General features: G+C 66.6%; 22 protein-coding genes. 5 read left to right on the top strand and 17 right to left on the bottom strand.

Annotated elements, in window-relative coordinates; all coding sequences use genetic code 11:
* Positions 1–10 precede the first annotated feature (10 nt).
* A complete protein-coding gene (locus tag ROV95_RS14090; RefSeq protein WP_019659625.1) occupies positions 11–1,231 on the top strand; it encodes an ATP-binding protein in 1,221 nt (406 codons plus the stop codon).
* 195 nt (positions 1,232–1,426) lie between these two features.
* Here ROV95_RS14090 and ROV95_RS14085 read toward each other — a convergent pair whose 3' ends face one another.
* Both ROV95_RS14085 and ROV95_RS14080 read right to left on the bottom strand, forming a co-directional pair.
* Positions 1,427–3,199 carry an EAL domain-containing protein gene (locus ROV95_RS14085; protein WP_019659626.1) on the bottom strand — a complete coding sequence of 591 codons (1,773 nt, stop codon included), beginning with the start codon at positions 3,197–3,199 and terminating at the stop codon, positions 1,427–1,429.
* Positions 3,200–3,203: 4 nt separating this feature from the next.
* Positions 3,204–5,306 carry a PAS domain-containing sensor histidine kinase gene (locus ROV95_RS14080; protein ID WP_058980052.1) on the bottom strand — a complete coding sequence of 701 codons (2,103 nt, stop codon included), beginning with the start codon at positions 5,304–5,306 and terminating at the stop codon, positions 3,204–3,206.
* Between the two features lie 130 nt (positions 5,307–5,436).
* Here ROV95_RS14080 and ROV95_RS14075 point away from each other — a divergent pair, with 130 nt between their 5' ends.
* A complete protein-coding gene (locus ROV95_RS14075) occupies positions 5,437–8,196 on the top strand; it encodes a GGDEF domain-containing phosphodiesterase (protein ID WP_111104354.1) in 2,760 nt (919 codons plus the stop codon).
* Between the two features lie 230 nt (positions 8,197–8,426).
* On the opposite strand, the gene ROV95_RS14070 is transcribed toward ROV95_RS14075, so the two are convergent.
* The 8 genes from ROV95_RS14070 to ROV95_RS14035 form a co-directional block, all read right to left on the bottom strand.
* Complete coding sequence (locus ROV95_RS14070; RefSeq protein WP_312544935.1) at positions 8,427–9,602, bottom strand: GAD-like domain-containing protein; 1,176 nt, start codon at positions 9,600–9,602, stop codon at positions 8,427–8,429.
* Between the two features lie 54 nt (positions 9,603–9,656).
* Positions 9,657–10,163, bottom strand: a complete 507-nt coding sequence (locus ROV95_RS14065; RefSeq protein WP_312544934.1) for a hypothetical protein — start codon at positions 10,161–10,163, stop codon at positions 9,657–9,659.
* Positions 10,164–10,230: 67 nt separating this feature from the next.
* Positions 10,231–10,446 carry a hypothetical protein gene (locus ROV95_RS14060; protein WP_111098325.1) on the bottom strand — a complete coding sequence of 72 codons (216 nt, stop codon included), beginning with the start codon at positions 10,444–10,446 and terminating at the stop codon, positions 10,231–10,233.
* A 98-nt stretch (positions 10,447–10,544) separates the two neighbouring features.
* Complete coding sequence (locus ROV95_RS14055; protein WP_019659632.1) at positions 10,545–11,735, bottom strand: methyl-accepting chemotaxis protein; 1,191 nt, start codon at positions 11,733–11,735, stop codon at positions 10,545–10,547.
* A gap of 164 nt (positions 11,736–11,899) precedes the next feature.
* Complete coding sequence (gene hflD / locus ROV95_RS14050) at positions 11,900–12,514, bottom strand: high frequency lysogenization protein HflD (protein ID WP_021201771.1); 615 nt, start codon at positions 12,512–12,514, stop codon at positions 11,900–11,902.
* Positions 12,511–13,653, bottom strand: coding sequence for a tRNA 2-thiouridine(34) synthase MnmA (gene mnmA, locus ROV95_RS14045; protein WP_312544932.1), 1,143 nt, complete (start codon positions 13,651–13,653; stop codon positions 12,511–12,513). Before mnmA ends, hflD begins: the two co-directional genes overlap by 4 nt.
* A complete protein-coding gene (locus ROV95_RS14040; protein WP_312544931.1) occupies positions 13,650–14,111 on the bottom strand; it encodes an NUDIX hydrolase in 462 nt (153 codons plus the stop codon). The genes mnmA and ROV95_RS14040 overlap by 4 nt, the downstream gene beginning before the upstream one ends.
* Before the next feature lies 1 nt (position 14,112).
* The gene (locus ROV95_RS14035) at positions 14,113–14,586 is read right to left on the bottom strand and encodes a hypothetical protein (protein WP_180877461.1); all 474 of its coding nucleotides are present in this window, start codon (positions 14,584–14,586) and stop codon (positions 14,113–14,115) included.
* A 112-nt stretch (positions 14,587–14,698) separates the two neighbouring features.
* Here ROV95_RS14035 and clpS point away from each other — a divergent pair, with 112 nt between their 5' ends.
* Complete coding sequence (clpS, locus tag ROV95_RS14030) at positions 14,699–15,025, top strand: ATP-dependent Clp protease adapter ClpS (RefSeq protein ID WP_019659637.1); 327 nt, start codon at positions 14,699–14,701, stop codon at positions 15,023–15,025.
* Positions 15,026–15,125: 100 nt separating this feature from the next.
* Here clpS and ROV95_RS14025 read toward each other — a convergent pair whose 3' ends face one another.
* A complete protein-coding gene (locus ROV95_RS14025) occupies positions 15,126–15,938 on the bottom strand; it encodes an APH(6) family putative aminoglycoside O-phosphotransferase (RefSeq protein WP_312544928.1) in 813 nt (270 codons plus the stop codon).
* Positions 15,939–16,076: 138 nt separating this feature from the next.
* Between ROV95_RS14025 and clpA the strand changes: the two genes are divergently transcribed.
* Positions 16,077–18,362, top strand: a complete 2,286-nt coding sequence (clpA, locus tag ROV95_RS14020; RefSeq protein WP_021201776.1) for an ATP-dependent Clp protease ATP-binding subunit ClpA — start codon at positions 16,077–16,079, stop codon at positions 18,360–18,362.
* A gap of 68 nt (positions 18,363–18,430) precedes the next feature.
* On the opposite strand, the gene ROV95_RS14015 is transcribed toward clpA, so the two are convergent.
* From ROV95_RS14015 to aat, 4 genes are all read right to left on the bottom strand, one after another.
* Entirely contained in the window at positions 18,431–18,808 is a 378-nt protein-coding gene (locus ROV95_RS14015; protein WP_227844940.1) for a hypothetical protein, read from the bottom strand.
* Between the two features lie 128 nt (positions 18,809–18,936).
* A complete protein-coding gene (locus tag ROV95_RS14010) occupies positions 18,937–19,209 on the bottom strand; it encodes a hypothetical protein (protein ID WP_058980068.1) in 273 nt (90 codons plus the stop codon).
* 171 nt (positions 19,210–19,380) lie between these two features.
* Positions 19,381–19,599, bottom strand: a complete 219-nt coding sequence (infA, locus tag ROV95_RS14005; RefSeq protein WP_005409596.1) for a translation initiation factor IF-1 — start codon at positions 19,597–19,599, stop codon at positions 19,381–19,383.
* 86 nt (positions 19,600–19,685) lie between these two features.
* Positions 19,686–20,426, bottom strand: a complete 741-nt coding sequence (gene aat / locus ROV95_RS14000) for a leucyl/phenylalanyl-tRNA--protein transferase (protein ID WP_312545147.1) — start codon at positions 20,424–20,426, stop codon at positions 19,686–19,688.
* Between the two features lie 72 nt (positions 20,427–20,498).
* Here aat and ROV95_RS13995 point away from each other — a divergent pair, with 72 nt between their 5' ends.
* Positions 20,499–21,767, top strand: coding sequence for a hypothetical protein (locus tag ROV95_RS13995; protein WP_312544927.1), 1,269 nt, complete (start codon positions 20,499–20,501; stop codon positions 21,765–21,767).
* A 123-nt stretch (positions 21,768–21,890) separates the two neighbouring features.
* Here the strand turns inward: ROV95_RS13995 and ROV95_RS13990 are convergent, their stop codons facing one another.
* A complete protein-coding gene (locus tag ROV95_RS13990) occupies positions 21,891–23,015 on the bottom strand; it encodes a GNAT family N-acetyltransferase (protein ID WP_312544925.1) in 1,125 nt (374 codons plus the stop codon).
* Between the two features lie 102 nt (positions 23,016–23,117).
* Positions 23,118–24,089, bottom strand: coding sequence for a thioredoxin-disulfide reductase (gene trxB / locus ROV95_RS13985; RefSeq protein WP_019659647.1), 972 nt, complete (start codon positions 24,087–24,089; stop codon positions 23,118–23,120).
* Between the last annotated feature and the right edge of the window lie 223 nt (positions 24,090–24,312).

Genomic DNA, 24,312 nt, shown 5'->3' with positions numbered 1-24,312 from the left:
CCGAGTCGCCGTGTCCGCTGCCAACGCCCTGGTTACCGCCCCCCTTCCGCCACAGCCGGTACTGCAGGCCCTGCTTGAGCGCCTGCGCGAAGGGCTGCTGCTGTTCACCGAAGACGGGCAGGTTGCGCTGGCCAATCCAGCCGCGCAGAACCTGTTGGCAAGCGGTGAGGATGGTGCATTGCCGCCCCCGCAGCGGCTTCGCGAGCTGCTGCCCCCCGATGCACTGGAACACGCGCGCCAGCATGGTCACTGGAACGGCAGCCTGCCGCTGGGCGAGGGCGTGGTCATCGCCCACCTGTATCACCACGGCCCGGTGGGGCAGGGGCACTTCCTGGCCTTGTTCCGTCATATCGAAGGACAGGAAGACTACGAGCGAGAACTGCAGCAGCGCCACGCCGAGCTGCGCCAGGCCTACCTGCGGCTCAACGGCACCCAGGAGAAACTGCTGCAATCGGAGAAGATGGCCTCGATCGGCCAGCTTGCTGCCGGCGTCGCGCACGAGATCAATAATCCGATCGGCTACGTGCACTCAAATCTGGGCAGCCTGCAGGAGTACCTGCGCAGCCTGTTCACCGTGATCGAAGCCTACGAACGCGCGTTGCGTGCGCCGGACCCGAAGGCGCTGATCCCGGAGATCGATGACATCCGTGACCGCCTGGACATCGATTTCATCAGCCGCGACCTGCCGCAGCTGATGGCCGAATCGCGCGAAGGCATCGAACGGGTGACGCGCATCGTGCGTGATCTGAAAGACTTCTCGTATTCCGGGCGTGACGAGTCGTGGAAGCTGGTCGACCTGCACGCGGGCCTGGAATCGACCATCAACATCATCTGGAACGAGCTCAAGTACAAGGTCACCCTGGTACGCGAGTTCGGCCAACTGCCGCTGGTGGAATGCCTGCCATCGGAGTTGAACCAGGTCTACATGAACCTGCTGCTCAACGCGGGCCATGCCATCGCCGAGCGCGGCACGATCACCGTGCGCACCGGCGTCGATGGCGACCAGGTGTGGGTCGAATTCGAGGACACCGGCGGTGGCATCTCGCCGGAACTGCGCCAACGCATCTTCGATCCGTTCTTTACCACCAAGCCGGTGGGCAGTGGCACGGGCCTGGGCCTGTCGATCTCCTACAGCATCATCAACAAGCACCATGGCCGGATCGACCTGGACAGCACCCCGGGCGTGGGCTCGCGCTTCCGCGTGGTGCTGCCGGTGAAGCAGCCGCGCTGACCGCTTCGGGTAATGCCGGCCGCTGGCCGGCAACCTCATTAACCCCGTCACGTAGCAGCCGGCCAGCGGCCGGCTCTACCAGGGCCTGTCCCGGCCTGGGTCGCGCCTCGGGTAGTGCCGGCCGCTGGCCGGCAACCTCATTGCACCCGGCATGCAGAGCAGCCGGCCAGCGGCCGGCTCTACCAGGCTGGATCGTTACCGCAGCGGGCGGTCCTCGCCGCCGTCTCCGCTCTCCACCGGCGCCGGTCCGGCGTTGCTGCGGCGCTGTTCCTCGTACGTGCGGAACGCCTGGTGGATATGCTTGCGCAGCTCGTCGTCGTTCCATGGCTTGGTCAGGAAGCGGTAGATCGCGCCGCGGTTGATCGCATCGGTCACCGTGTTCAGATCGGTATAGCCGGACAGCACCAACCGGATCGTGTCCGGGTACAGCATCTTCACCCGGCCGAGGAACTCGGTGCCGCTCATGTCGCTCATGCGCTGGTCGGACAGGATCACCTGCACGTCGTTGATCGCCAGCAGGTCGAACGCATCACGCACGTTGCCGGCCGCCAGGATGCGGTAGCCGTCGCGACGGAACAGCCGCACCAGCGATCGCAACACGTTCTCTTCGTCGTCCAGCAAGAGCAGCGTGCGGTCGGGGCGGGTCTCGGCGAAAGCTTCCGGGCGCAGGTAGCGGCGGCGCAGGGTCATGCCTGCGGCATCGGCCGACATCGGTTCGCCGAACAGGTAGCCCTGGAACACATCACAGTCGTTGCGACGCAGGAAGCCAAGCTGCGCCTGCGATTCAACGCCGTTGGCGATCACCGTCATGCCCAGCTGATGGCCCATGGCGATGATCGCGCGGGCGATGGCCGCCTCGCGGTTGCCGGCCGGCGCGCTCTTGATGAAGCTGCGGTCGATCTTCAGCTTGTCCACCGGGTAGCGCACCAGCGCACTGAGACTGGAGTCACCGGTGCCGAAGTTGTCCAGGCTCAGGCTGATGCCCTCGTTGCGCAGGTTGGCCAGCGTCTCATGCACGAAGTTGACGTTGTTGGTCAGCGCGCTTTCGTTGATCTCCAGCGTCAGCATCTGTGCCGGTATGCCCGCGGCCTGGATCAGGCCCATCACTTCGGCGAAGAAGTTCGGCCGCAGCAGCTGCAGGGTGGAGACGTTCACCGCGATGGTGAAATCGTCGAAGCCTTGGTCGCGCCACAGGCGGGCCTGCTTGAGTGCACCTTCCAGCACCCAGGTGCCGATCTGCACGATGATGCCCAGCCGCTCGGCGGTGCGCATGAAGCGCTCCGGCACCAGCATGCCCAGCGTCGGTGACTGCCAGCGCAGCAGCGCTTCCATGCCGACCACGTGGCCATCGCGGGCGCTGACCAACGGCTGGTAGCGCAGTTTCAGTTCGCCGTTGGGAATGGCATCGACGATCTGCCGCGCGATGATGCTCTCGCTGTGCGCGCTCGGCGGCGTGTCCACGGCGTGGATGCGCACCGCGTTGCCGCCCTCGCGGGCGGCCTGATACAGCGCATCTTCGGCGTGGTCCAGCAGGCGTGAAACGTTGCTGGCATGCTCCGGGCACAGGCTCACGCCCAGCTTGCCGGTCATGAACAGCGTGTACGGCAGGACCGACAGCGGCAGTTCCATCTGCTGCCGGATTTCCTCGGCGAAATCCTCCGGCAGTGGCACCTCGGCTGTGCGTGGCACCGCGATCAGGAACTCGTCGCTGCCGTGGCGCCACAGTTTGCCGCGCCCTCGCAGGTAGGACTGCAACCGCTGCGCAACCAGCACCAGGGCCTGGTCACCTACCTCGGCGCTCATGTTTTCGTTGACAGAGGCGAAGTGGTCGATGTCCACATGCATCAGCATGAGTGCGGTACCGCCCGAGGCCGCCTCGGCGACCATCACCTGCAACTCGGGGTTGCCGGCACCGAGGCGATCAGGCGCATCATCGATGCTGACCGGGGGCTGGTTGGGATTCCACATAGGCTCAGTAGTCCGGTGACTCGGCGGCGGCCATGCTGGCTGCCTGGTAGGGGAGATGAACGTCGATCAGGGTGCCTTCACCGTGCGCGGATTCGATCCGTACATGGCCACCGACGCTCTGCGCACGCTCGCGCATCACGATCAGGCCCAGTCCGCGCGGGCCGTCGGGGTCGAAACCCTCGCCGTCGTCGCGGATCTGCAGGTGCAGGCCGCGCTGGCCGACGTCGCGCAGCTGCAGCTGTACCTGGCTGGCACGGGCGTGGCGCAGCACGTTGGTCAGGCTTTCCTGGGCAATACGGAAGCAGGCCTGCTCGATGCTGTTGTCGGGACGGTGCGGCAGCGGCTCGATCTCGGCCAGCAGCTCCACCGGCGAGGAACGGAACAGTACCCGTGCCTGCCAGCTCAGCGCCGCTTCCAGGCCCAGTGCGTCCAGCTGCGGCGGCCGCAGCAGGGTAGAGATGTCGCGCAGCTTGGCCACCGTGGTATCGGCCAGGCTGACGATCTGTGCCAGGTCCTCACCGCGGCGTTGCGGATCGTCCTCGTCCTGCGCGGCATAGGCAGACAGCTTGATCGCCGTGATCGCCTGGCCGATATCGTCGTGCAGGTCGCGCGAGATCGCGCGGCGCTCATCCTCCTGCAGCGAGAACAGGCGGCCGGCCATGGCCTGCAGTTCGCGGTTGCTGGTTTCCAGTGCGCTGCGGATGCGTTCGGAATCACTGAGATCGCGCACGATCAGCAGCTTGCAGTCGCGGCCGCCATAGCGCACCTCGCCCACTGCCAGGCCGGCATGGAAGCTGCGGCCATCTGCGCGCTGCATCGCCACCACGCTGCTGTGGCCCGGCCCCAGGTGCAGCTGGCCCGCACGCAGCTGGCTGCGCACGCGGGCCAGATCGGCGCTGTCCACCAGTGCCGAAAGCGGTTCGCCCAGCAAGGTGTGGCTGCCATAGCCGAACAGGCTGGCGGCCCAGGCGTTGGCGTACAACACGTGTTCGTCGGCGAGGATCACCACACCATCGGGCAGCACCCGCACCAGCTCGCGGAACTGTTCCTCGCGCTCGCGCAGCAGGCGACGCGACTGCTCGCGCTCGGTCACGTCCTGCAGGGTGCCCAGCACGCGGCTACGGCCAGCTTCATCGATACCGCTGGCGGCGCGCAGGTGCACCATCAACGCGCGCCCGTCCATCGACAGGACGGGCAGCAGCACGTCCACCTGCACCGGCTCGCCGGAGCATAGTTCGGCCAGCAGCTGTTCGGTCTGGGTGGCAGTGGCCGGATCGGCCGGCACCAGCAGTTCGTCGAAGCGGTGCCAGCGGCGGGCCTCGGGCGGGCGGCGGCCAAGCAGCCGGTAGACCTGGTTGGAGTAGCGACCCAGCCCGGTGGACGGGTCCAGCTCCCAGGCGCCGATACGGGCCAGCTCGTGGGCTTCCTCGACCCGGGCCAGCGCCTGGTCGCGGCGCAGCTGGGCCAGGTCTTCGGCGGTGCGGTCGATGGCAATCAGCAAGCGGGCGTTGTGGCCGTCATAGCTGATGGCGTTGGACCGCAGCTCCATCTGCCGTAGCGAGCCATCACGCAGTTGCAGCTGGGCACGCAGGATGCAGAGCTCCTGCGGCGCCTCGCGGATCGCCTCCAGCTTGGTCTGCAGTGCCTGGTCCTGGCCGGGCGGCCACAGCACGTCGATGGTCTTCTCCAGAAGGTCACCGCGCTCCCAGCCGAACGCGCTGCAGGCAGCCGGATTCGCGTCGAGGATCGCCAGCGTGTCCAGGTCGTAGACCAGGATCGGGCCGGGATTGCCCTCGAACATCTGCCGCAGACGCAGCTCGGAGGCCTGTTGGCGCGCGTGGGTGTGCAGCACGTGCTCGGCCAGCGGGCGCAGCAGCAGATACAGCAGGCCTGCGCTGGCCAGGGCGAAGAACGAGCCCTTCAGGCCCTGCCACAGTGCCGCCTGCTGCGGATCGGGCACCAGCGCCTGCACCACGCTGTCGGTAGAGATCATCCAGGCCAGCGCCATCACCAGGTAGCTCAACACCACCCGGCGGCGGTCACGGCTCAGCGCCTGCGCCATCCGCGGGTCGGGAACAGGGGCGTTGCCGGTCGGTTCTGCAGGCATGGACGAGGCGGGTGACAGGGGCGCTGGTCATCTTACCCCGCAGCGCGCCGTGACCACTCAATTATCCGCCGCAGGCGCCGTTAACCACTGCGTGCCCCGCTGACGGGCGTGTCATCCGGAGCAAGATCGCGTGGACCAAGGGATCATCGCCAGCCTGCTGCAGCACCCGCTTGCGTCGGCGCTGGTCATCGTCGACCGTACCGGGCGTCCGCTGGCGGCCAATCCGGCCGCGCGCGAGCATGGCCTGCCAGCCACCGTGGCGGCCTATGCGCCGATGCTGGAAGATCTGCGCCTGATGGCCGCCGATGGCGGCATCGTGGCCTGCACGCTGCCGGGCGGCCCGCGCGGCCACTACGACGGCCATCTGCGTGCGGTGCACGACGGCGCCGGCAACCTGCTGGCCTTCACCCTGAGCATCCCCGAGCCGGTGCCGGTGGACGGGGGAGGGCGCTGGGAGCTGGCGCTGGACAGTGCCGGCCACAGCCTGTGGGACTGGGACATCCCCAGTGACCGCGTGATGCGGACGCCGGCGCTGGGCGACGAGACCGCCACCGAGCTGCTGGCTCGGGTGCACAGCGAGGACATCGCCCTGGTGCGCGCAGCGCTCGACGAGCACCTGCATGGGCACAGCGAGCAGTACAGCGCACAGTTCCGTTTCCGCCAGGCTGATGGCCAGTGGCGCTGGGTGCTGGACCGGGGCCGCGTGGTCGCGCGCACCGCCGATGGCCAGCCCCTGCGCATGGTCGGCACGCATACCGATATCGAGCAGCAGAAGCAGCTCGAATCGCTGCTGCAGGAACAGCAGCTGCACCTGAGCGAGGCCCAGCGCATCGCCAGCATGGGCAGCTGGTCGTTCGATCCCAACAGCGGCCATTTCTGGTGGTCGCCGGAACTGCGCTCGCTGCTGGCGCTGGAGCAGGGCGCCGTGCCCGGCCAGCGGCGCTGGTTGAAGCAGCTTCACCCCCGCTCGCGGGGTGCGTTGCGTGCGGCCTGGCGGCGGTTATGGCGCGATGGCCGCGCTGCCAACCTCGAGCTGGAGCTGACCCGCGGCCATGAGCCTTCGCAGCACCTGCGCCTGTGGATGCAGCCGCTGCTCGACATGGACGGGCAACCCAAGCGCCTGCTCGGCCAGGTACAGAACATCACCGAACAGCACCAGACCGATGCGCTGATCCGCTGGCGCACCGAACTGCTGAACCGGGTCTCCGCGCTGGGCCGCATCGGCGGCTGCGAGATCGAAGTGCAGACCCGCAGCATGCAATGGACCGAGGAGTGCTACCGCATCCATGGCCTGCGCAAGGAACCGATCACCCTCGACCAGGCGTTGGCGCTGTACACGGAGGACTCGCGCAACGCGTTCGAGGCGGCACTCGCCCGTATCGCCAACGGCGGCCTGCCCGAGCAGCTGGACCTGTGCTTCTACCGCCAGTCCGGCCTGCGCGTGTGGGTGCAGGTGCTGATTGAACTGGACCGCCGTGACGGCCTGCCGCCGCGGTTCGTTGTCCTGTTCCGTGACATCACCCGCGAGCGCGAAGCCAACGAACGCATCGAACTGCTGGCCCACTACGACCTGCTGACCGGCCTGCCCAATCGTGTGCTGCTCGGCGAGCAGACCGCCGAGGCCATCGAGGAAGCACGCGACCGCGGAACCTCGCTGGCGATGCTGTTCATCGACCTGGATGGCTTCAAGACCATCAACGACAGCTTCGGCCACGCCACCGGCGATGCGCTGCTGAAGGCGGCGGCCACCCGCCTGCACCAGAACCTGCGCAACAACGACCTGTTCGGCCGCTTCAGTGGCGACGAGTTCATTGTGGTGCTGCGCGACCTGGCCGAGCCGGAAGACGCCGGCCACGTGGCGCGCAAGCTGATCGCCTCGCTGGCCGAGCCGCTGCGCCGTGGCGAGACCACGTTGAAGGTCGGCGCCAGCGTCGGCATCGCGATGCTGGGCGATGCGCAGACCGACTTTGATTCCCTGCTGCGTGCTGCCGACGCCGCGATGTACGCGGCCAAGGAAGCCGGGCGCAATACCTACCAGTACTACAGCCAGGACGCATTGGCCCGCATCCAGCGCCGGCTGGACGTCGAGCATGCCCTGCATGGGGCCATCGAGCGCGACGAGTTCAGCCTGGCCTACCAGCCGTTGCTGCACGCTCACCACGGCGAGCCACCGGCGATCGAGGCACTGTTGCGGTGGCACCGGCCCGGCATCGGCTACTGCAGCCCGGCCGAGTTCATTCCCATTGCCGAAAAGTGCGGCGAGATCGTGCGCATCGGCGACTGGGTGCTGAACGAGGCCTGCCGCCAGGCCACCGCTTGGGACCGCGCCGGACTGCAGTTTGATCGCATCGCGGTCAATGTGTCGGCGGTGCAGCTGCGTGATCGTGGCTTCGCCGAACGCGTGATCGAGATCTGCCATGCCCATGGCTGGCCGCCGCAACGGCTGGAACTGGAGCTGACCGAGTCGGCGCTGATCCGTGACACCGACATCCTGCGCCATTGCTTCGACGTGCTCGAACGGCACGGCGTACCGTTGGCGGTGGACGACTTCGGCACCGGCTTCTCCAACCTCAATTATCTCAACCGCTTCCCGGTGGGGCGCCTGAAGATCGACCGCAGTTTCGTGCAGGGCATGCTGCACGACTCCGGTACGGCCGAAGTGACCCAGGCCATCGTGCACCTGGGCCATGCGCTGGGCATGAAGGTGGTGGCGGAGGGCGTGGAAACGCACCAGGAAGAAGACATGCTGCGCCGCCAAGGCTGCGACGAGATCCAGGGTTACCTGTACTCGCGCCCGCTCAGCCCGCGCGACCTGGCACAGTGGCTGCGCCAGCCGCAGCCGGTTTCGCTGCGCACCGATGCCAGCGGGGAAGTGGTGCTGGTGCGCTGACGATCTGCGCTGGCAGATGCCGGCCCGGTGTGGCCTGACTCTGGTACGCTCAGCTCTGGTGGGTGCCGACCGTTGGTCGGCACGGATGCATGTACCTCGCGATCATCCACGCATGGCGTGGTTCTACTTGCAGCACCTGCAGTGGCGAGTGCCGGAGCCTGCCACGGTGGGTGCCGACCGTTGGTCGGCGCCGATGCCAGAGATCGCGACCAGCAATGAACGGCGCGGGTTTACCTGTCTTCAGCATCAGACCGCAAGGACCGTCTTGCTGCTGTCTGCTTGGCGAGTGACTTCAATTCAGCGAGACGATCCCGCTTGACCAGGTGGGCTGCCTGCCAGCCACCTTCAACAACCGAGGGTGAGAAGCTGTAGATCTCGTTGGGAGCCAGGTGGCCCAGTAAATCGAGTGCGCGTGCGTACAGGGGCTGCTCGTCATCGTCGGTGGCATCGAGATCGGGCGCGTCCAGGACGTGCAGCAGGAACTCCAGTTTCCAGTTGCGTTCAGTCGCGTCGGCAGTGGCTGCTACATCCGAGTCCGCCCAAACCTGTCCGCTGTGCGGGTCGATGCTGATATGCATGGAGGTGTTCTCTCCACACAAGAACATCTGGCCGAAAGGTGTCACCGCATAGGCATGGAACCGATCAGCACCCTCCATCGGAGTGCCCTGCAGGAAGGCTGCGACAACCCCTGAGTACAGGTGCGGATCGACCAAGATGAGCCTGTCGTCGCGATAGCGTGCGAACCCGTCGCGTCGCCACAGCGCCAGCAGCAGGTCGGGCAGCACGCCCTTCCATGCGGCAAGAGTCGCCTCGGAGAGCGCCTCGCCCCGGGAGCTCGCACTGAAGCTCTCCATGAACGCCCTGGTTTCAAAGCTTGATTCCTGCGCTTCGATGCCTGGTTCCACCAACGCATTCCTCCCGGCGTCGAATGGCAGATAATCCAGGAATGTCAGCATTCGCTCGGCCTGTGTGGCTTCCTTGTTCGCCTCCTGAGTTGAGATGCTGGCCGCTGTGTTTCCAGAGACGAGCAACAATGTTCCCGCCGAAAGGCTTTGCCAGGGCTCGTTCAGCACCAGATAGCGCTCGGGTGCCTCGTCTACATCCGCGTCCAGGATGTAGACCTGTGGACCATCCTTCACACACCCGGCGGAGATCTCGACAGTTGCATCGGTCACACCTGCATCAGGATCGGTCACATCTACAGGTGCGGAGTAGGGCTGTTGAAATTCGCCGAAGGACTGGAGCGCTTGGTGAAGGGCGAGCAGGGAGTCGGGATCTACGGCAAGCGGTTCTGAAGCAACCGGGAGCTGCAAAGCGAGTGAAAGGCAGAGGGCGGCGCTGGTCATCGGGCTGATCTGAACCGGAATCGGCCCTTTACGATGAAGGGCCGAGCGCTCACGATCCATGCAAACAATCCGAAAATCGTGAGTCGCGGGGCATCATCCACGCATGGCGTGGATCTACCTCGAAAATTCCGCCTTCAACTGCATGCGCAGCGTCTCGACAGTGGCCGCATAGCGCCGCTTCTGGACCAGGTAGCTGGCCAGGAACAGCGGCAGCACCAGCAGCATCGGCGCCACCATCGGGCGCATCGCCACCAGCGGCAACAGCAGCAGCGACAGGATCGCCACGAACCAGCTGCACAGTCCGATCACCCTCACCTCGTGCCGTCGCGCGTTGAGTACGATGCGACCGCGCATCACCGGGAAGTAGCGCAGGCCGAAGCTCGGCGCGAAGCTCTCGCGGAACGCCATGCTGCCATCGGGCAGCGCATGGAAGGCCAGTCGCAGCCACTTGTCCTGCGGCAGGTCACGTTCCAGGCTTCCCAGCGAGAGGCGGGCCTGCATGGCCGGTGACGCCGCAATGCGTTCGTTGAACAGGGTGATGCCCCAGCTGAAATAGCCGGCCACCCAGGCCATCATAAGGACGGTCTCGATCAGCAGAAGTGCGATCAGGGCGATGGCCATCGGTCTTCCATGAAGGGTACCGGTGGATCATGCCATGCGCGACGGCCCATCCACGCATGGCGTGGATCTACTTAAGCGCATCCCCATCCAGCCCGAGATCCCAGGCCAGGCCCAGCAGCGCCTCGTCCGCCCGCGACGGGGCGGGGCGCGCGTCCGCCAGCTGCTGCAGTTCGCGGATCTCCTCGCGGGCGACCTCTTCCAGTTGCTGCAGCTGCTCACGCACGCTCGCGTTGCGCGGGCGCTCGGTGTCGGTGAGGGCGGGCAGGGCGCGGATCAGGGTCATGGTGCGCGTACAGGATGCATCCAATGGCGGGTTACAGGCAAAGGCCCCGGACGAACCGGGGCCTTGCGGGCTGCCGGCGAGGGCAGCGGACATCAGGATCAGAACAGCTCGACGGTGCCGGCGCCCATGCTCTGCTGGGCAACCGGCTTGTGCGGCGGGCGTTCCCATTCGCTGCGCAGTTCGCGCAGGCGGCTGCCGGTGCGCTGCAGGGCGGTGGCGATCTCTTCGTCGAACACGCCGCCATTGCGGTGCAGCAGTTCCTGCAGCGCCACCGCTTCACGGTTGATCGCGGTCAGGCGGTCCAGGTGGGTGTGCACGCCGCCCAGGGCCTGGGTGGCGATGTCTTCGAACTGCAGGGCGCGCACGGCCTCGGCCACGCTGCCATCGATCGCACGGGCGCACTCGGACACTTCACGCATGCCGTCGCCGAGCGAGGCATTGATCTGCGCGACATTGTCGAGCATTGCCGCCGCTTCCTGGCGTGCTTCGCGGGAGCGGTCCATGTCACGCGAGGCCATGTGCGAAACCGTCTCGCGCACCTTGGCGATGGCGTCCTTGGAGCTGTGCGCCAGCTTGCGGATCTGCTCGTTGAAGGTGGTCGAGCGCTCGGACAGGTTGCGCACTTCGTCGGCGACCACGGCGAAGCCACGACCGGCTTCACCGGCACGCGCCGCTTCGATGGCCGCGTTCAGCGCCAGCAGGTTGGTCTGGTCGGCGATCGACTTGACGTCTTCCAGCAGCGCGAAGATGCCATCCAGGTGCTGCGCCATCTGGTCGATGTGCTGCACGGTGGTGCTGCTCTGGCCGCTGACCTGTTCCAGTGCTTCCACCAGCTGCTCCATGCGGTGGCTGGCGTGCTGGGCGAAACGGGCAACGTCGAGGCCGGCATTGCCTTCATCACCGGCGCGGTCGACGATGCGCGACAGGGCCTGGCTCTGCTGGCGCGACTTGCGGTTCATCGCATCGAAGCTGCCACCGAGGCTGGAGACGGCCTGGCGGATCAGGTCACGGGCGCGTTCCACTTCGCCGCGCGAACCCTCAATCTCGTTGCCGACGAAGTTGCGCAGTTCGGTCAGCAGCTGGTCCTGCTCACGCAGGACACGGGCATGTTCCGGGGAACGGTGCGCCTGGGCGCGGGTGGTCCACCACGCAAAGCCGAGCCAGCTCAGCGTCATCGTGGTCAGGATCGCCCAGCGCAGGGCGGCCGGCCATTCGAAACCGATGGCGAAGGGGAGCAGCAGGGTCAGAGCCAGGGGGGCGGCCAGACGGATGAAAATGCGTGAGTACATGGACGTTCTCGGGAGGTGCACGGAGGATGTATCGGCCGTACCCCCTTTCTCTTTAACGTCGATGTGCCCCGAAGTGCATTCTGAATGCGCCGGTTTTCCGGCGCTGGCGGTGATTCGGTGTCCGATTCCCTTTTCCATGGAAAAGGGAATCGGACCCCATGCGCTTACGCCAGCTGGCGGTCCACCGCCTCGATCATCGCCTTGCGGCCGAACAGGAAGTCCCAGTAGCTGCCGCCCAGCTGCCGCCATAGCACCGCCGAGCGCACCGCTGCCAGCAGCAGGGCGCGGATCTCGGCCACCACGCCAGCCTGGCCCAGGTAGTGCGGGTTGCCCTGCACCATCACCCGCGGCTTGAGGTGGCTGATGGTGTCCGCGTACAGGCTGCCCAGGCTGGCCAGCACATCCGGGTGGCCGCTGTCGCCCAGCTCGGCGGCCTGGCGCTGGGCGCGCTCGATGCCCGAGGCGACCTTGTTCACCGTGGCGCCATCCTGAACGAAGCGGCGCTCCAGCTGCAGCACCGACAGGGCCAGCTTGGGCAGGATCGGATCCTGGCCCTGGTTGCGGAAGTAGTTGTGCAGCAGGCGCAGCCCGGCCTTCAGTGCATGGCGGTCACCGAATACCGCCTGCGGCGAGGACGCATCGACACGGAACACGCTGTCCACGGCGGTGCGCACGGCGGCGGCGTCGGAATGGCCGGTATCGGCGATGCGGCGTACCTGCTGCAGGGCCTGGGCAATGCCGGCCAAGGCCAGGACGCGGTCGTCGACAGTGAAACTCATGCAGCAGATACCTCAAAAGGGGAGGGGGTGGTGCGCAGGCGCTGTTCCAGCGGCGCATCGGTGGCGGCGATCACCGCGCCACCCAGGCACACATCACCGTCATACAGCACCAGCGATTGACCGGGGGTGACGGCACGCTGCGGGCGCGCGAAGGTGACCAGCACGCTGCCATCGTCCAGCACGTTGACCGTACACGGCTCATCGGGCTGTCGGTAGCGGGTCTGGGCGGTGCATTCGAAGCGCCGCGCGGGTGGCGAGCCCGCGATCCAATGCGCCGCCTCCGAGCGCAGGCGTTCGGACAGCATCCATGGGCTGTCGCGGTCCTGGTCGACGTACAGCACGTTGCTGGCCACATCCTTGCCGACCACGTACCACGGTGCGGCCGGGCGGCCGCGTACGCCGCCGATGTTCAGGCCCTCGCGCTGGCCCAGGGTGAAATAGAACACGCCCGGATGTTCGGCGATCACGCTGCCGTCGGCCGGGTCAAGGATCTGGCCGGGCCTGGCCGGCAGGTAGCGGCCGAGGAATTCGCGGAAATCCCGCTCGCCGATGAAGCAGATGCCGGTGGAATCCTTCTTGGCGTGGGTCGGCAGGCCGACGTCGCGCGCAATCCGGCGCAGGTCGGTCTTTTCCAGGTCGCCGATCGGGAACAGGGTCGCTGCCAGCTGCTCCTGGCCCAGCTGGTGCAGGAAGTAGCTCTGGTCCTTGGAGCGGTCGGCACCGCGCAGCAGCAGCCACTGGTGGCCGCGCTGGGTCACCCGCGCGTAGTGGCCGGTGGCGATGCGCTCGGCGCCCAGCTCGCGGGCGGCATCCAGGAAATGCTTGAACTTCACCTCGCGGTTGCACAGCACGTCCGGGTTCGGCGTGCGGCCAGCGGCGTATTCGGCCAGGAAGTGCTCGAACACGCCCTGCCAGTACTCGCTGGAAAAGTCCCGGAAGTGGAACGGGATACCGAGCAGGCCGCATACGGCGACCGCATCGCGGCGGTCATCCTCAGCGCGGCAGTCACCGCTGCCGTCGTCGGCCCAGTTCTGCATGAACAGGCCTGCCACGGCCTCGCCCTGCTGTACCAGGCGCCAGGCCGCGACGGAAGAGTCTACGCCACCGGAGACGCCCACCATCACGCGCGGCGTGCTCATGCGACCTCCCGGACCAGCGAAAGCGGATGGCGCTGGCCACTCAGGTAATCAGCCACCACCTGCCAGACCAGCGGGCTGCGCTGGCGCTCGTCGGCGGCCTGCAGTTCGGCCGGGGTCAGCCACAGCGCGCGGTCGATGCCGGTGTCCAGCGGCTGCGCCGGGTCGTGCGAGTGCGGGCGCGCGGCGTAGCAGAAGCGCAGGAACGCGGTGCCGTCGCCGGCAGTCCACTGGTAGCAGCCGATGAAATGGGTCAGCTGCACGGTCCAGCCGGTTTCCTCGCGGGTCTCGCGCAGGGCTGCCTCGGCCAGGCTTTCGCCCGGCTCGAGGTGGCCGGCAGGCTGGTTCAGCACCTGGCGGCCGTCGATGGTCTCTTCAACCAGCAGCACGCGGCCGCCGTCGACCACCACCGTGGCGACGGTGGCGTGCGGTGCCCAGCGCGGGTCCGGCGTGGCGTTCAACTCAGAACTCGTCCTTCTTGGTCAGCTCCAGCTCCATCGCGTCGGCGGTGCGGATGGCCGCATCGATGGCGTCACTGAGCTGGTCCGGGGTGGCATCGGCATCGATCTTCACCACGAACATGGCGGTGGTGTCCTGCTTGACCCAGCCGCCCATCTTGGCGTCCTGCGAATCTTCCAGCAGGCGGTTGGCCACGGCCGCCGGGAACTGCTTGGTCTTGGCGTTGTACGCCGGCGACCAGATCTCGCGGATGTTGTGGCTGCCGAAATCTTCCACCGCCGAGCGCACGTAGACCATCTGGGTGCGGTCACCCTCGACGTCGAAGACCATGCGGTAGTCGCCGTCCTCGTCGACTTCATAGGTATAGCCCAGCTTGTCCAGGTGGCGGCCCACGGACTTGTCGGCGGTGGTTGCGGCGGTGGCGGCGCCGGCAGGAGCCAGGGCGATCAACAGGGCGGTAAGAAGGGTCCTTTTCATGAAGATCCTGTGAAACAGTGTTGAGAGAAGATGCAATTGTGACGGCGGCCGTGCGTGCCGTCCAATCTGCGGCGGGCCGACGCAGGCTTCTCCGAGCCTCTATAATGGACGGATGCCCCATGAGTCCTCCCCCGATTCCCAGCACGAGCACGGCGTTGCCGTAGAACCTGCGCGCCCGGAAGTGGCGCCGCCGCCGTTCTACCAGGTGATGCTGCTCAATGATGACTACACCCCGATGGATTTCGTGGTGGACGTGCTCCAGCAGTTCTTCAACATGGACCTGGACAAGGCCACGCAGGTGATGCTGCACGTCCATACCCGCGGCCGCGGCGTGTGCGGGGTGTTCACCCGCGAAGTGGCCGAGACCAAGGTGGCCCAGGTCAACGAGTATTCGCGGATGAACCAGCATCCGCTGCTGTGCACGATGGAGAAGGCCTGACCGGCCTTTTGTAGAGCCGAGCCCATGCTCGGCTGCTGTTCGTGCAGGTATCCAGATCGCTGGCAGAGCAGCCGAGCGCAGGCTCGGCTCTACAGCCGGATCACGCTTCCGCCAGCGCCTGCAACGCCATCCTCGCGACCGATTCGTCCACAACCGCTGGGTCGCCATCATCGCGGAACCACACCGCCGACAGCCCTGCGCTGGCAGCGACCCAACGCAGCAGGCGGGTGCGCTCGAGGCCGGCCAGCGCGGTCACCTGTTCTACGCGCGCGGCAAACCGCTCGGGCCGGGTGGCCACATGGATGCCCGGGCCGCAGAGATCCGGGTTGCTGAACAGCGTCGTGTAATCGAACGCGCGATCGCCCAGCAGCCGCTTCGGGTCGATCGCCAGCCAGCCGCGCGCGCCGAAGTCGAGCACGTTGTCGTGGTGCAGGTCGCCATGCAGCGGCCGGATCTCGCGCTCTTCCTGCAGCAACCCCTCCGCCAGTGATCTGCACTGTTCCAGCAGTGGCGGCAGCGCAGCCCTTGGCTGCAGCAGGTCGGCGAACCATCTACGCAGGCAGACCAGTTCCGCTGGGCGCGCGCTCCGTGGCCGGTGCAGCCGCTGCAGGACCTGGCACAGGATCGTGGTGCAGGCGTCATCGTCGCCCGCGATCGAGCGTTGCCGCAGCGAGTCGCCGCTGGCACGCTCGATCAGGATCGCCGGCCCCTCGTGGGCCAGCAGGCGGGCAGCGCCATCACCGTCCCACCAGCGCAGCAGGCGGTGGCTGTTCTGCTCCTCCGCTTCGCTGCTGATCTTCAGCATCGCCGGCGCGCCGGCAGCGGTCAGCACCGGCAAGAGCCGGGCGTGGGGCGTGCAGATGGCCGGGCCATCACGCCGCAATCGCCAGCGGCTCAGGTAGGGTTCGCTCATGCCGGTTGAGGTCTTCTGGAGTGAATGAAGATCAAGCGTTCTGCAGTGCTAACGCCATCTGAACGCAGCAATCCGCTAGGGTGATGGAAATCGCGTAGTCAGGCCGCATATTGTTCCCATCTGCCGCCGGAGTAATCCATGTTCAGCAAAGACCTCGAACACACCATCGGCCAGTGCTACAAGCGCGCCCGTGAGGCCCGGCATGAGTTCATGACGGTCGAACACCTGCTGTTGGCACTGCTCGACAACCCGTCCGCCCAGGCCGTACTGAAGGCCTGCGGTGCCGACGCCGAACGCCTGCGCCAGGAGCTGGAGCAGGCCATCGAGGCCTCGGTGTCCCGCCTGGCCGAAGATGACGGCCGTGACACCCAGCCGACCCTGGGCTTCCAGCGGGTGCTGCAGCGGGCCGTGTACCACGTGCAGTCCTCGGGCAAGAAGGAGGTCACCGGCGCCAACGTGCTGGTCGCCATCTTCGGCGAAAAGGACTCCCACGCCGTCTACTACCTCAACCAGCAGGATGTCACCCGGCTGGATGTGGTCAATTACCTGTCCCACGGCATCGCCAAGCTGGGCGAGGAAGGCGAGCAGCCGTCCTCTTCCTCCGAGGGTGAGGGCCGCATGGAAGGCGGGGATGGCGAGCCGAAGGGCGATGCCCTGACCGAATTCGCCAGCAACCTCAACGAACAGGCCCGGTCCGGCCGCATCGATCCGCTGGTCGGTCGTGGCGATGAGATCGAGCGCACCATCCAGGTCCTGTGCCGGCGCCGCAAGAACAATCCGCTGTACGTGGGCGAGGCTGGCGTGGGCAAGACCGCCATCGCCGAGGGCCTGGCCCGCCGCATCGTCGAGGGCTCGGTGCCCGACGTGCTGGCCGACGCGGTGATCTACTCGCTCGACCTGGGCGCGCTGGTGGCCGGCACCAAGTACCGCGGCGACTTCGAGAAGCGGCTGAAGGGTGTGTTGACCGCGCTGAAGAAGGTGCCCAACGCGGTGCTGTTCATCGACGAGATCCACACCATCATCGGCGCCGGCTCGGCGTCGGGTGGCACCATGGATGCGTCCAACCTGATCAAGCCGGCGCTGGCCTCCGGCGAGCTGCGCTGCATCGGCTCGACCACCTTCCAGGAATATCGCGGCATCTTCGAGAAGGACCGGGCGCTGGCCCGCCGCTTCCAGAAGATTGATATCGTAGAGCCGACCGTGGGCGAGGCCTACGAGATCCTGCAGGGCCTGAAGTCCAAATACGAGCTGCACCACAGCGTGACCTATTCGGACGAAGCGCTGCAGGCGGCGGTGGACCTGTCGGTGAAGCACATCGGCGACCGCCTGCTGCCGGACAAGGCCATCGACGTGATCGACGAGGCCGGTGCCCGCCAGCGCCTGCTGCCGGAAGGCCAGCGCAAGGAGCTGATCGACGTCGAGGAAGTGGAAGCGATCGTGGCCAAGATGGCGCGTATCCCGACCAAGCAGGTCAGCGCCACCGACAAGGACGTGCTGCAGCATCTGGAGCGCAACCTGAAGATGGTGATCTTCGGGCAGGATCCGGCGATCGAGACGCTGTCCTCGGCGATCAAGCTGGCCCGCTCGGGCCTGGGCAACCCGGAGAAGCCGATCGGCAACTTCCTGTTCGCCGGCCCGACCGGCGTCGGCAAGACCGAGGTGACCAAGCAGCTGGCGCTGCAGCTGGGCATCGAGCTGGTCCGCTTCGACATGTCCGAGTACATGGAGCCGCATTCGATCAGCCGCCTGATCGGCGCCCCTCCGGGCTATGTCGGCTTCGACCAGGGCGGCCTGCTGACCGAGAAGATCGTCAAGACACCGCACTGCGTGCTGCTGCTGGACGAGATCGAGAAGGCGCACCCGGACATCTTCAACATCCTGCTGCAGGTGATGGACCGCGGCGTGCTGACCGATACCAACGGTCGTGAAGCCAACTTCAAGAACGTGGTGCTGGTGATGACCACCAATGCCGGCGCGGCACAGGCCTCGCGGCGCTCGATCGGCTTCACCAAGCAGGACCATGCCACCGATGCGATGGAGACCATCCGCCGCAGCTTCACCCCGGAGTTCCGCAACCGCCTCGATGCGGTGGTGCAGTTCCAGGCGCTGGGCTTCGAGCACATCCTGCGCGTGGTCGACAAGTTCCTGATCGAGCTGGAGATGTTGCTGCAGGACAAGCACGTGAGCCTGTCGGCCACCCCGACCGCCCGCGACTGGCTGGCCCACCACGGCTTCGACCCGCTGATGGGTGCGCGCCCGATGGCCCGCGTGATCCAGGACAAGATCAAGCGTCCGCTGGCCGACGAGCTGCTGTTCGGCAAGCTGGTCAACGGCGGCAAGGTCAGCATCGATGTCCGCGACGACGAGCTCGTGGTCGAGACCCAGGCCGAACCGGAGCGGCTGCTGCCGGTTACGGTGGAGTGAGCTGAAGGCTTGGCGTGAAAGACTGGGAATGACAAGGGCGGCTTCGGCTGCCCTTGTCCTGTCTGCTGTCACCGGCTTCGGCGGCGCGCTTCGCGCGTGAACCGCCCGGCATCGATCGGCTCGATGCGCGCGACCTCGCAGCTGCCGCGACCGGTGTCCAGTGCGCTTCGGCCCTCGCTGCACAGCTCGTCAGCCTCCTTGCCGTCGGTCTTGAAGCCGAGGCGGGTGGCCAGCACGGCAGAAGGGCAGCTGTTGCGGAAATGCACCACGTAGTGGTCTTCACCGGAGCGAAGCAGGACGTTCCTGTCAGCGCCGGCGCGAACGATCTGCTGTTCGCCGGTCAGTGGTACGCACTGCGCCGGCGGGGTGCCAGCGGCATGGGCGGGCGGCGCCACCAGGGTGATGGCAGACAAAGCCAGGGGGACCAGCAGGGAAGACAGGTTCATGGCGGGGCAGGGGCGGCGATCCGGACTGGATCGGATCCCAGGATGCCGCCGCCGCTGCAAATGCGAATCTGCCGCAAGCAGGGCTGACCGACGCCACGGTGAGATCGGTCACGATGACCTTTGGCGCATCAGGCCGCGATCGAGCGGAACCCCTGTTGCCGGCCCTGGTCGCCGCCGTCTTCGATGACAAAGGCGACCGCCTCGTGCGGAATGTGCAGGCGCTGCTTGAGCGTACTGCCCATGTGCGATATCTCGCGCTGCACGGCCAGGTACAGGGGATGCGAGGCGTCCATGCTGGTGCAGACCAGGCAGGGCTGACCGAACCAGGTGCCGTCCGGGCCCTTGCTGGCGTAGCAGCGGCTGGTGACGGACTGCGGGTCAAGTACGATCAGGTAAGTCATGCACGCAAGGCCTCGTGTGAAGAACGCGTAGAGCCTAGGGCTCCCGCGCGCTGCTGGATTTCAGACAAGGACGAAAATCGAACGACCCCGGAGACTTTGACTTTATTCCGCGCACGACAAAGGGCCAGCAGCGAGGCCGGCCCTGTCGGAGTGGCGCACTGCGCCGACCGCTTACTTCATGCGGTAGGTGATACGACCCTTGGTCAGGTCGTACGGGGTCATTTCAACCTTGACCCGGTCACCGGTAAGGATGCGGATGTAGTTCTTGCGCATGCGGCCGGAGATATGGGCGATGATCTCGTGCCCATTCTCCAGGCGAACGCGGAAAGTGGTGTTCGGCAGCGTCTCGCTGACGGTGCCCTCGAACTCGATGGAATCGTCTTTCGACATGTAGTCCTGTGCGGTTCAGAAAACGGCCACGCTGGGCCTAAGGCGCGGTATTTTACGCGTGACCGGCCCAGCTTGCAAAGTTTGTGTTAACCCCGGGCCAAACGCCGAGCCGGCAGTCGTCCCACCGCCTGCGTCCACGGGCCTTCACGGCCCTTGTCGCGCACCGCCAGGCGCACGTGATCCAGAAACGCCGCGCGCGGCAGATGCGTGGCGCCCATCCGCAGCAGGTGTGGATTCTCCACCTGGGCATCGATCAGCGGCCAGCCCCAGCCGCCAAGCGTGGCCGCTAACGCGGCCAGCGCGACCTTGGAGCCCCCGCTGGCGCCACTGAACATGCTTTCGCCGAAAAACATCGATCCGATCGCCACCCCATAGATGCCGCCGACCAGCGTCTGCCGGTCCCAGACCTCGAAGGAATGGGCAAAGCCGAGGTCGTGCAGCTGGCCATAAGCCTCGACCATCGCCGGGCTGATCCACGTACCGTCCTGGCCCGGTCGCGGTGCTGCGGCGCAGGCACGCATCACACGACTGAAAGCGGTGTCGGCGGTGATCTCCCACGTGCTGCCGCGCAACTGGCGGCGGAAGCGGCTGGACAGGTGCACGCCCTCGGTGCGGAACACCATGCGCGGGTCTGGCGACCACCACAGGATTGGCTCGCCCTCGCTGAACCACGGGAAGATGCCGCCGGCATAGGCGTTGAGCAGTCGCACCGGATGCAGGTCGCCGCCCACCGCGAGCAGGCCATCGGGCTGGCGCAGGGCGGTCTCGGCCGGAGGGAAGGGAGCGTCCGGCGCATCGGCCAGGCGCCAGGGCAGCTGGCGGGTCATGCCGTCATTGTATTCGTCGTGGCGATCGCTGATGTCTGGCACCATCAGCGTCCAACGGCAAGGAGCCCACGCATGAGTGACGCGATCACCGCCATCCTCGATGTGCACGATATCCCGCGCACGCGCAACGACAGCCAGGGCATGCTGCTGGCGCTGGCCACTGAACAGCCCGGCCAGCTCGGTGCGCTGATGCTGCTGGCCCTTGCCCGGCGTTCACCCAGCTCGGCCTTTCTCGACATGGCGCTGGATCTGCTGCGCGATGAAGCGATTGTGCCGGTCTGTGCCGAGGCCTGGCGCCGCTATCGGGATGGCGAGCGCGGCGAACTGCTGGCCAGCGTGATCGAATTCACCAGCTACCAGGCGCCGCAGGTGCTGCAGGACGACCGGGAGGCCTTGCTGGCGCTGGCCACCGAAGACGAGCTGCAGCTGGCTTCGCAGGTATGGCAGGGCCTGCCCTCCGTCATTGCCGTGCAGTGGGCGCAGATTCTGGTTGAGGCCGACGACGATCGCGAGATGGCGCGGGCCAGGGCGCTGCTGCTGGCGGCGCAGCCCGAGCGCTATGCCGTTGCCCGCGGCTACCTCGCTGACTGGGGCGCGCTGGATGCTGAGGTCTGGGCGCACTGGGCCGGCGTCGCGGACGGACCGCAGCCGCGGCGCCTGCATGGGGAGCGGCCGCTGCACATCCGCTTCGGCCGCGAGCAGCATCGCGCGCAGCAGGCGGACGAACCGAGCTGGCGCAAGCGCATCTGGCGCCTGCACCCGACCTGGAATGGCGGGCAGGTACAGTACGCCGGGCAGATGGGAGGGCCGCTGGAATCGTTGTGTGGCAGCTGCCATGCACCGCTGCAGCGCCTGCTGCGAACCGACGCTGCCGCGCTGCAGCCGGGCGCGGCGGGTGAGATCACGCTGGGCCTGTGCCTGGACTGCAGCGGCTGGGAAGATCCGCCCGTGCGTTTCTATCGCCACGATGCCAGCGGCCTGCCCAGCTGCCACCCCAGCCAGCGTCTGGAGGTGCCGGCGACGCCGACCGACAGCGGTGACCTGATGCAGGCCGAGGTCGGCCTGGCCGCCATGGATACCTCGCGCTGGCGGCAGCAGGACTGGGGACAGTCCAATCATCGGCAGAACCTGTCGCGCGTGGGCGGCGCACCGAGCTGGGTGCAGAGTGCCTGGTATCCGGCGTGCATCGATTGCGGTGAGGAGATGCCCTTCGTGATGCAGCTGGATTCGACGCTGCCGACCACCGGTGGAGGCGCGCTGCTATGGGGCAGTGGCGGCATGCTCTACACGTTCTGGTGTGCGAAGTGCAGGGTGAGCGGGCACTTCTGGCAGTGCACATGAGCACGGCGCCATCGCTATTGCTCTGATAGATGCCAACGTCGGTTGGCACGCCTCATTGCCCCGGTAGGTGCCAACCTTGGTTGGCACGCTTTTCCGCACCGCGCAAGTCGAGCAAGCTCGACGCTACGGCTCTGCGCGGAACGGCCCATGCCCCTGCAGCTCCTGCTGGTACCGCCGCACATCCCGCCGCTCCTGCCGGCACCAGTCCTGCAGTGCTTCTGCGAAATCCGCGTCGGCCACCCAGTGCCGGCTGCGTACCAGCGTCGGCAGGAAGCCACGCGCCAGCTTGTGCTCGCCCTGAGCGCCGGGCTCGAAACGGCTCAGGCCTTCGCGCAGGCAGTACTCGATGCCCTGGTAGTAACAGGCCTCGAAATGCAGGCCGGGCAGGGTAGCGCCACCCCAGTAGCGGCCGTACAGCGTGTCGCCACCGCGCAGGCACAGCGCGCCGGCAATCGGCTCGCCGTCCTGTTCGGCCAGGAACAGCACCAGTCCGCGCCCCAATGAAATGGCCAGATGGCGCAGAAAGGCCTCGGTCAGTGCCGGGGCGTTGCCGTACTCGAGGAAGGTCTGCAAGTAGAAGCGGTACATCGCCTGCAGGTCGGCGCGGCCGGCTTCATCGCCGTGTACCACGCGGAAGCTGATGCCCTGGCGGGTGACCTTGGCCCGTTCCTGGCGGATGTTCTTCCGATGCTTGTGGTTCATCGCACCGAGGAACTGCTCGAATGTCGCCCAGTCACCCGGGTTCTGCCACTGGAACTGCACGTCCTCGCGCAGCAGCCAGTCATCGCCGAACAGGGCCTCGTCCACTGCGGTGTGGAAGTTGATATGGGCCGAGGATACCTCCAGCGCGGGCAGGGCCTCGCGCAATGCCGAAAGCAGGGCGGCGCGCCCTGAATCGTGACGTGCCAACAACCGCGGGCCAGTGACCGGCGAGTAAGGTACTGCGCCCAGCCACTTCGGATAGTAGTCGCGGCCATGCCGTGCATACGCGTTGGCCCACGCATGGTCGAACACGAACTCGCCGTGAGAGTTGGTCTTCAGGTAGCCCGGAATGGCGCCGACCAGGGTGTTGCCTTCCCAGAGCGTGAAGTGCCGGGCCTGCCAGCCCCAGTCCTCGCGCAGGCAACCGTGCTGTTCAAGCCCGGATAGGAAGGCGTGGCTGACGAATGGGTTGCGGCCGTCGTGCAGGGCATCCCAGTCGGTCGCGGCAATGGACTGCAGGGAGTGGAGAAAGCGGGGGGAAGGCATGGGAGAAGGATAGGGCAGATGAAACAGAAAGGCCGACGCACTGGCGTCGGCCTATCATCCGGAGTCGGGCGTGGCTCGACCCTGCAGGAGCGGGTCAGCCTCTCAGCTGGCCTTGCCCTGGGCGTCCAGGTAGCGCTCGGCGTCCAAGGCGGCCATGCAGCCGAAGCCGGCCGAAGTGATCGCCTGGCGGTAGTGCTGGTCGGCCACGTCGCCGGCAGCAAATACGCCTTCCACCGAGGTCTGGGTGGCGTTGCCGCCCAGGCCCGAGCGGATCTCCAGGTAGCCGTTGTTCATCGCCAGCTGGCCGTCGAACAGCTGGGTATTCGGATGGTGGCCGATGGCCACGAAGAAGCCGTGGGCGTCGATGTCACGGGTACTGCCGTCCAGCGTCGACTTCACGCGCACGCCGGTCACGCCGGCGTCGTTGCCCAGCACTTCCTCCACCTGGTGGTGCCAGACGGTCTCGATCTTGCCGGCAGCAACCTTGGCAAACAGCTTGTCCTGCATGATCTTTTCCGCCTTCAGGGTGTCGCGGCGGTGGACCAGATAGACCTTGCGGGCGATGTTGGACAGGTAAAGGGCCTCTTCCACGGCGGTGTTGCCACCGCCGACCACGACCACGTCCTGGTCGCGGTAGAAGAAGCCGTCACAGGTGGCGCAGGCGGACACACCGCGGCCCTTGAAGGTCTCTTCGGTCGGGATGCCCAGGTATTTGGCGGTCGCGCCGGTGGCGATGATCAGCGCATCGCAGGTGTACTCGTGGCTGTCGCCGATCAGCTTGAACGGGCGCTGCGACAGGTCGGCGGTGTGGATGTGGTCGAAGATGACCTCGGTCTCGAAGCGCTCGGCGTGCGCCTGCATGCGCGCCATCAGGTCCGGGCCCATCAGGCCGTGGGCGTCACCCGGCCAGTTGTCCACCTCGGTGGTGGTCATCAGCTGGCCACCCTGCTGCAGGCCGGTGATGACGACCGGCTTCAGGTTGGCACGGGCGGCGTAGACGGCGGCGGTCCAACCGGCCGGTCCGGAACCGAGGATGACGAGGCGCTGGTGGCGGGAGGGCAGGCTGGTGCTCATGTAGACTCGCGAAAAGGTAGATGGGACAAGGCGCTGGCGATGTTTGCGCAGCATCCGTGGCTGGTCATAGAGTGGCGGCTGGGGCAGGGCGATTCAAGCCGATGAACGGAACGCCGTCATCCAGCAGTGGTTTCGGCCCTCGGATTGCCCTGTCGGACGTCGCATAACTGAAAACTGACGCCGTCTCATTTATTATCAATCACTAACAGCGCATTCCAAAGGT

The sequence above is a fragment of the Stenotrophomonas maltophilia group sp. msm1 genome, from assembly GCF_032025805.1.
In the GTDB taxonomy this organism is placed as follows: Bacteria; Pseudomonadota; Gammaproteobacteria; order Xanthomonadales; family Xanthomonadaceae; genus Stenotrophomonas; species Stenotrophomonas hibiscicola.
The sequence above is the reverse complement of the archived record's forward strand: the minus strand, read 5'-3'. Positions and strand labels throughout refer to the sequence as shown.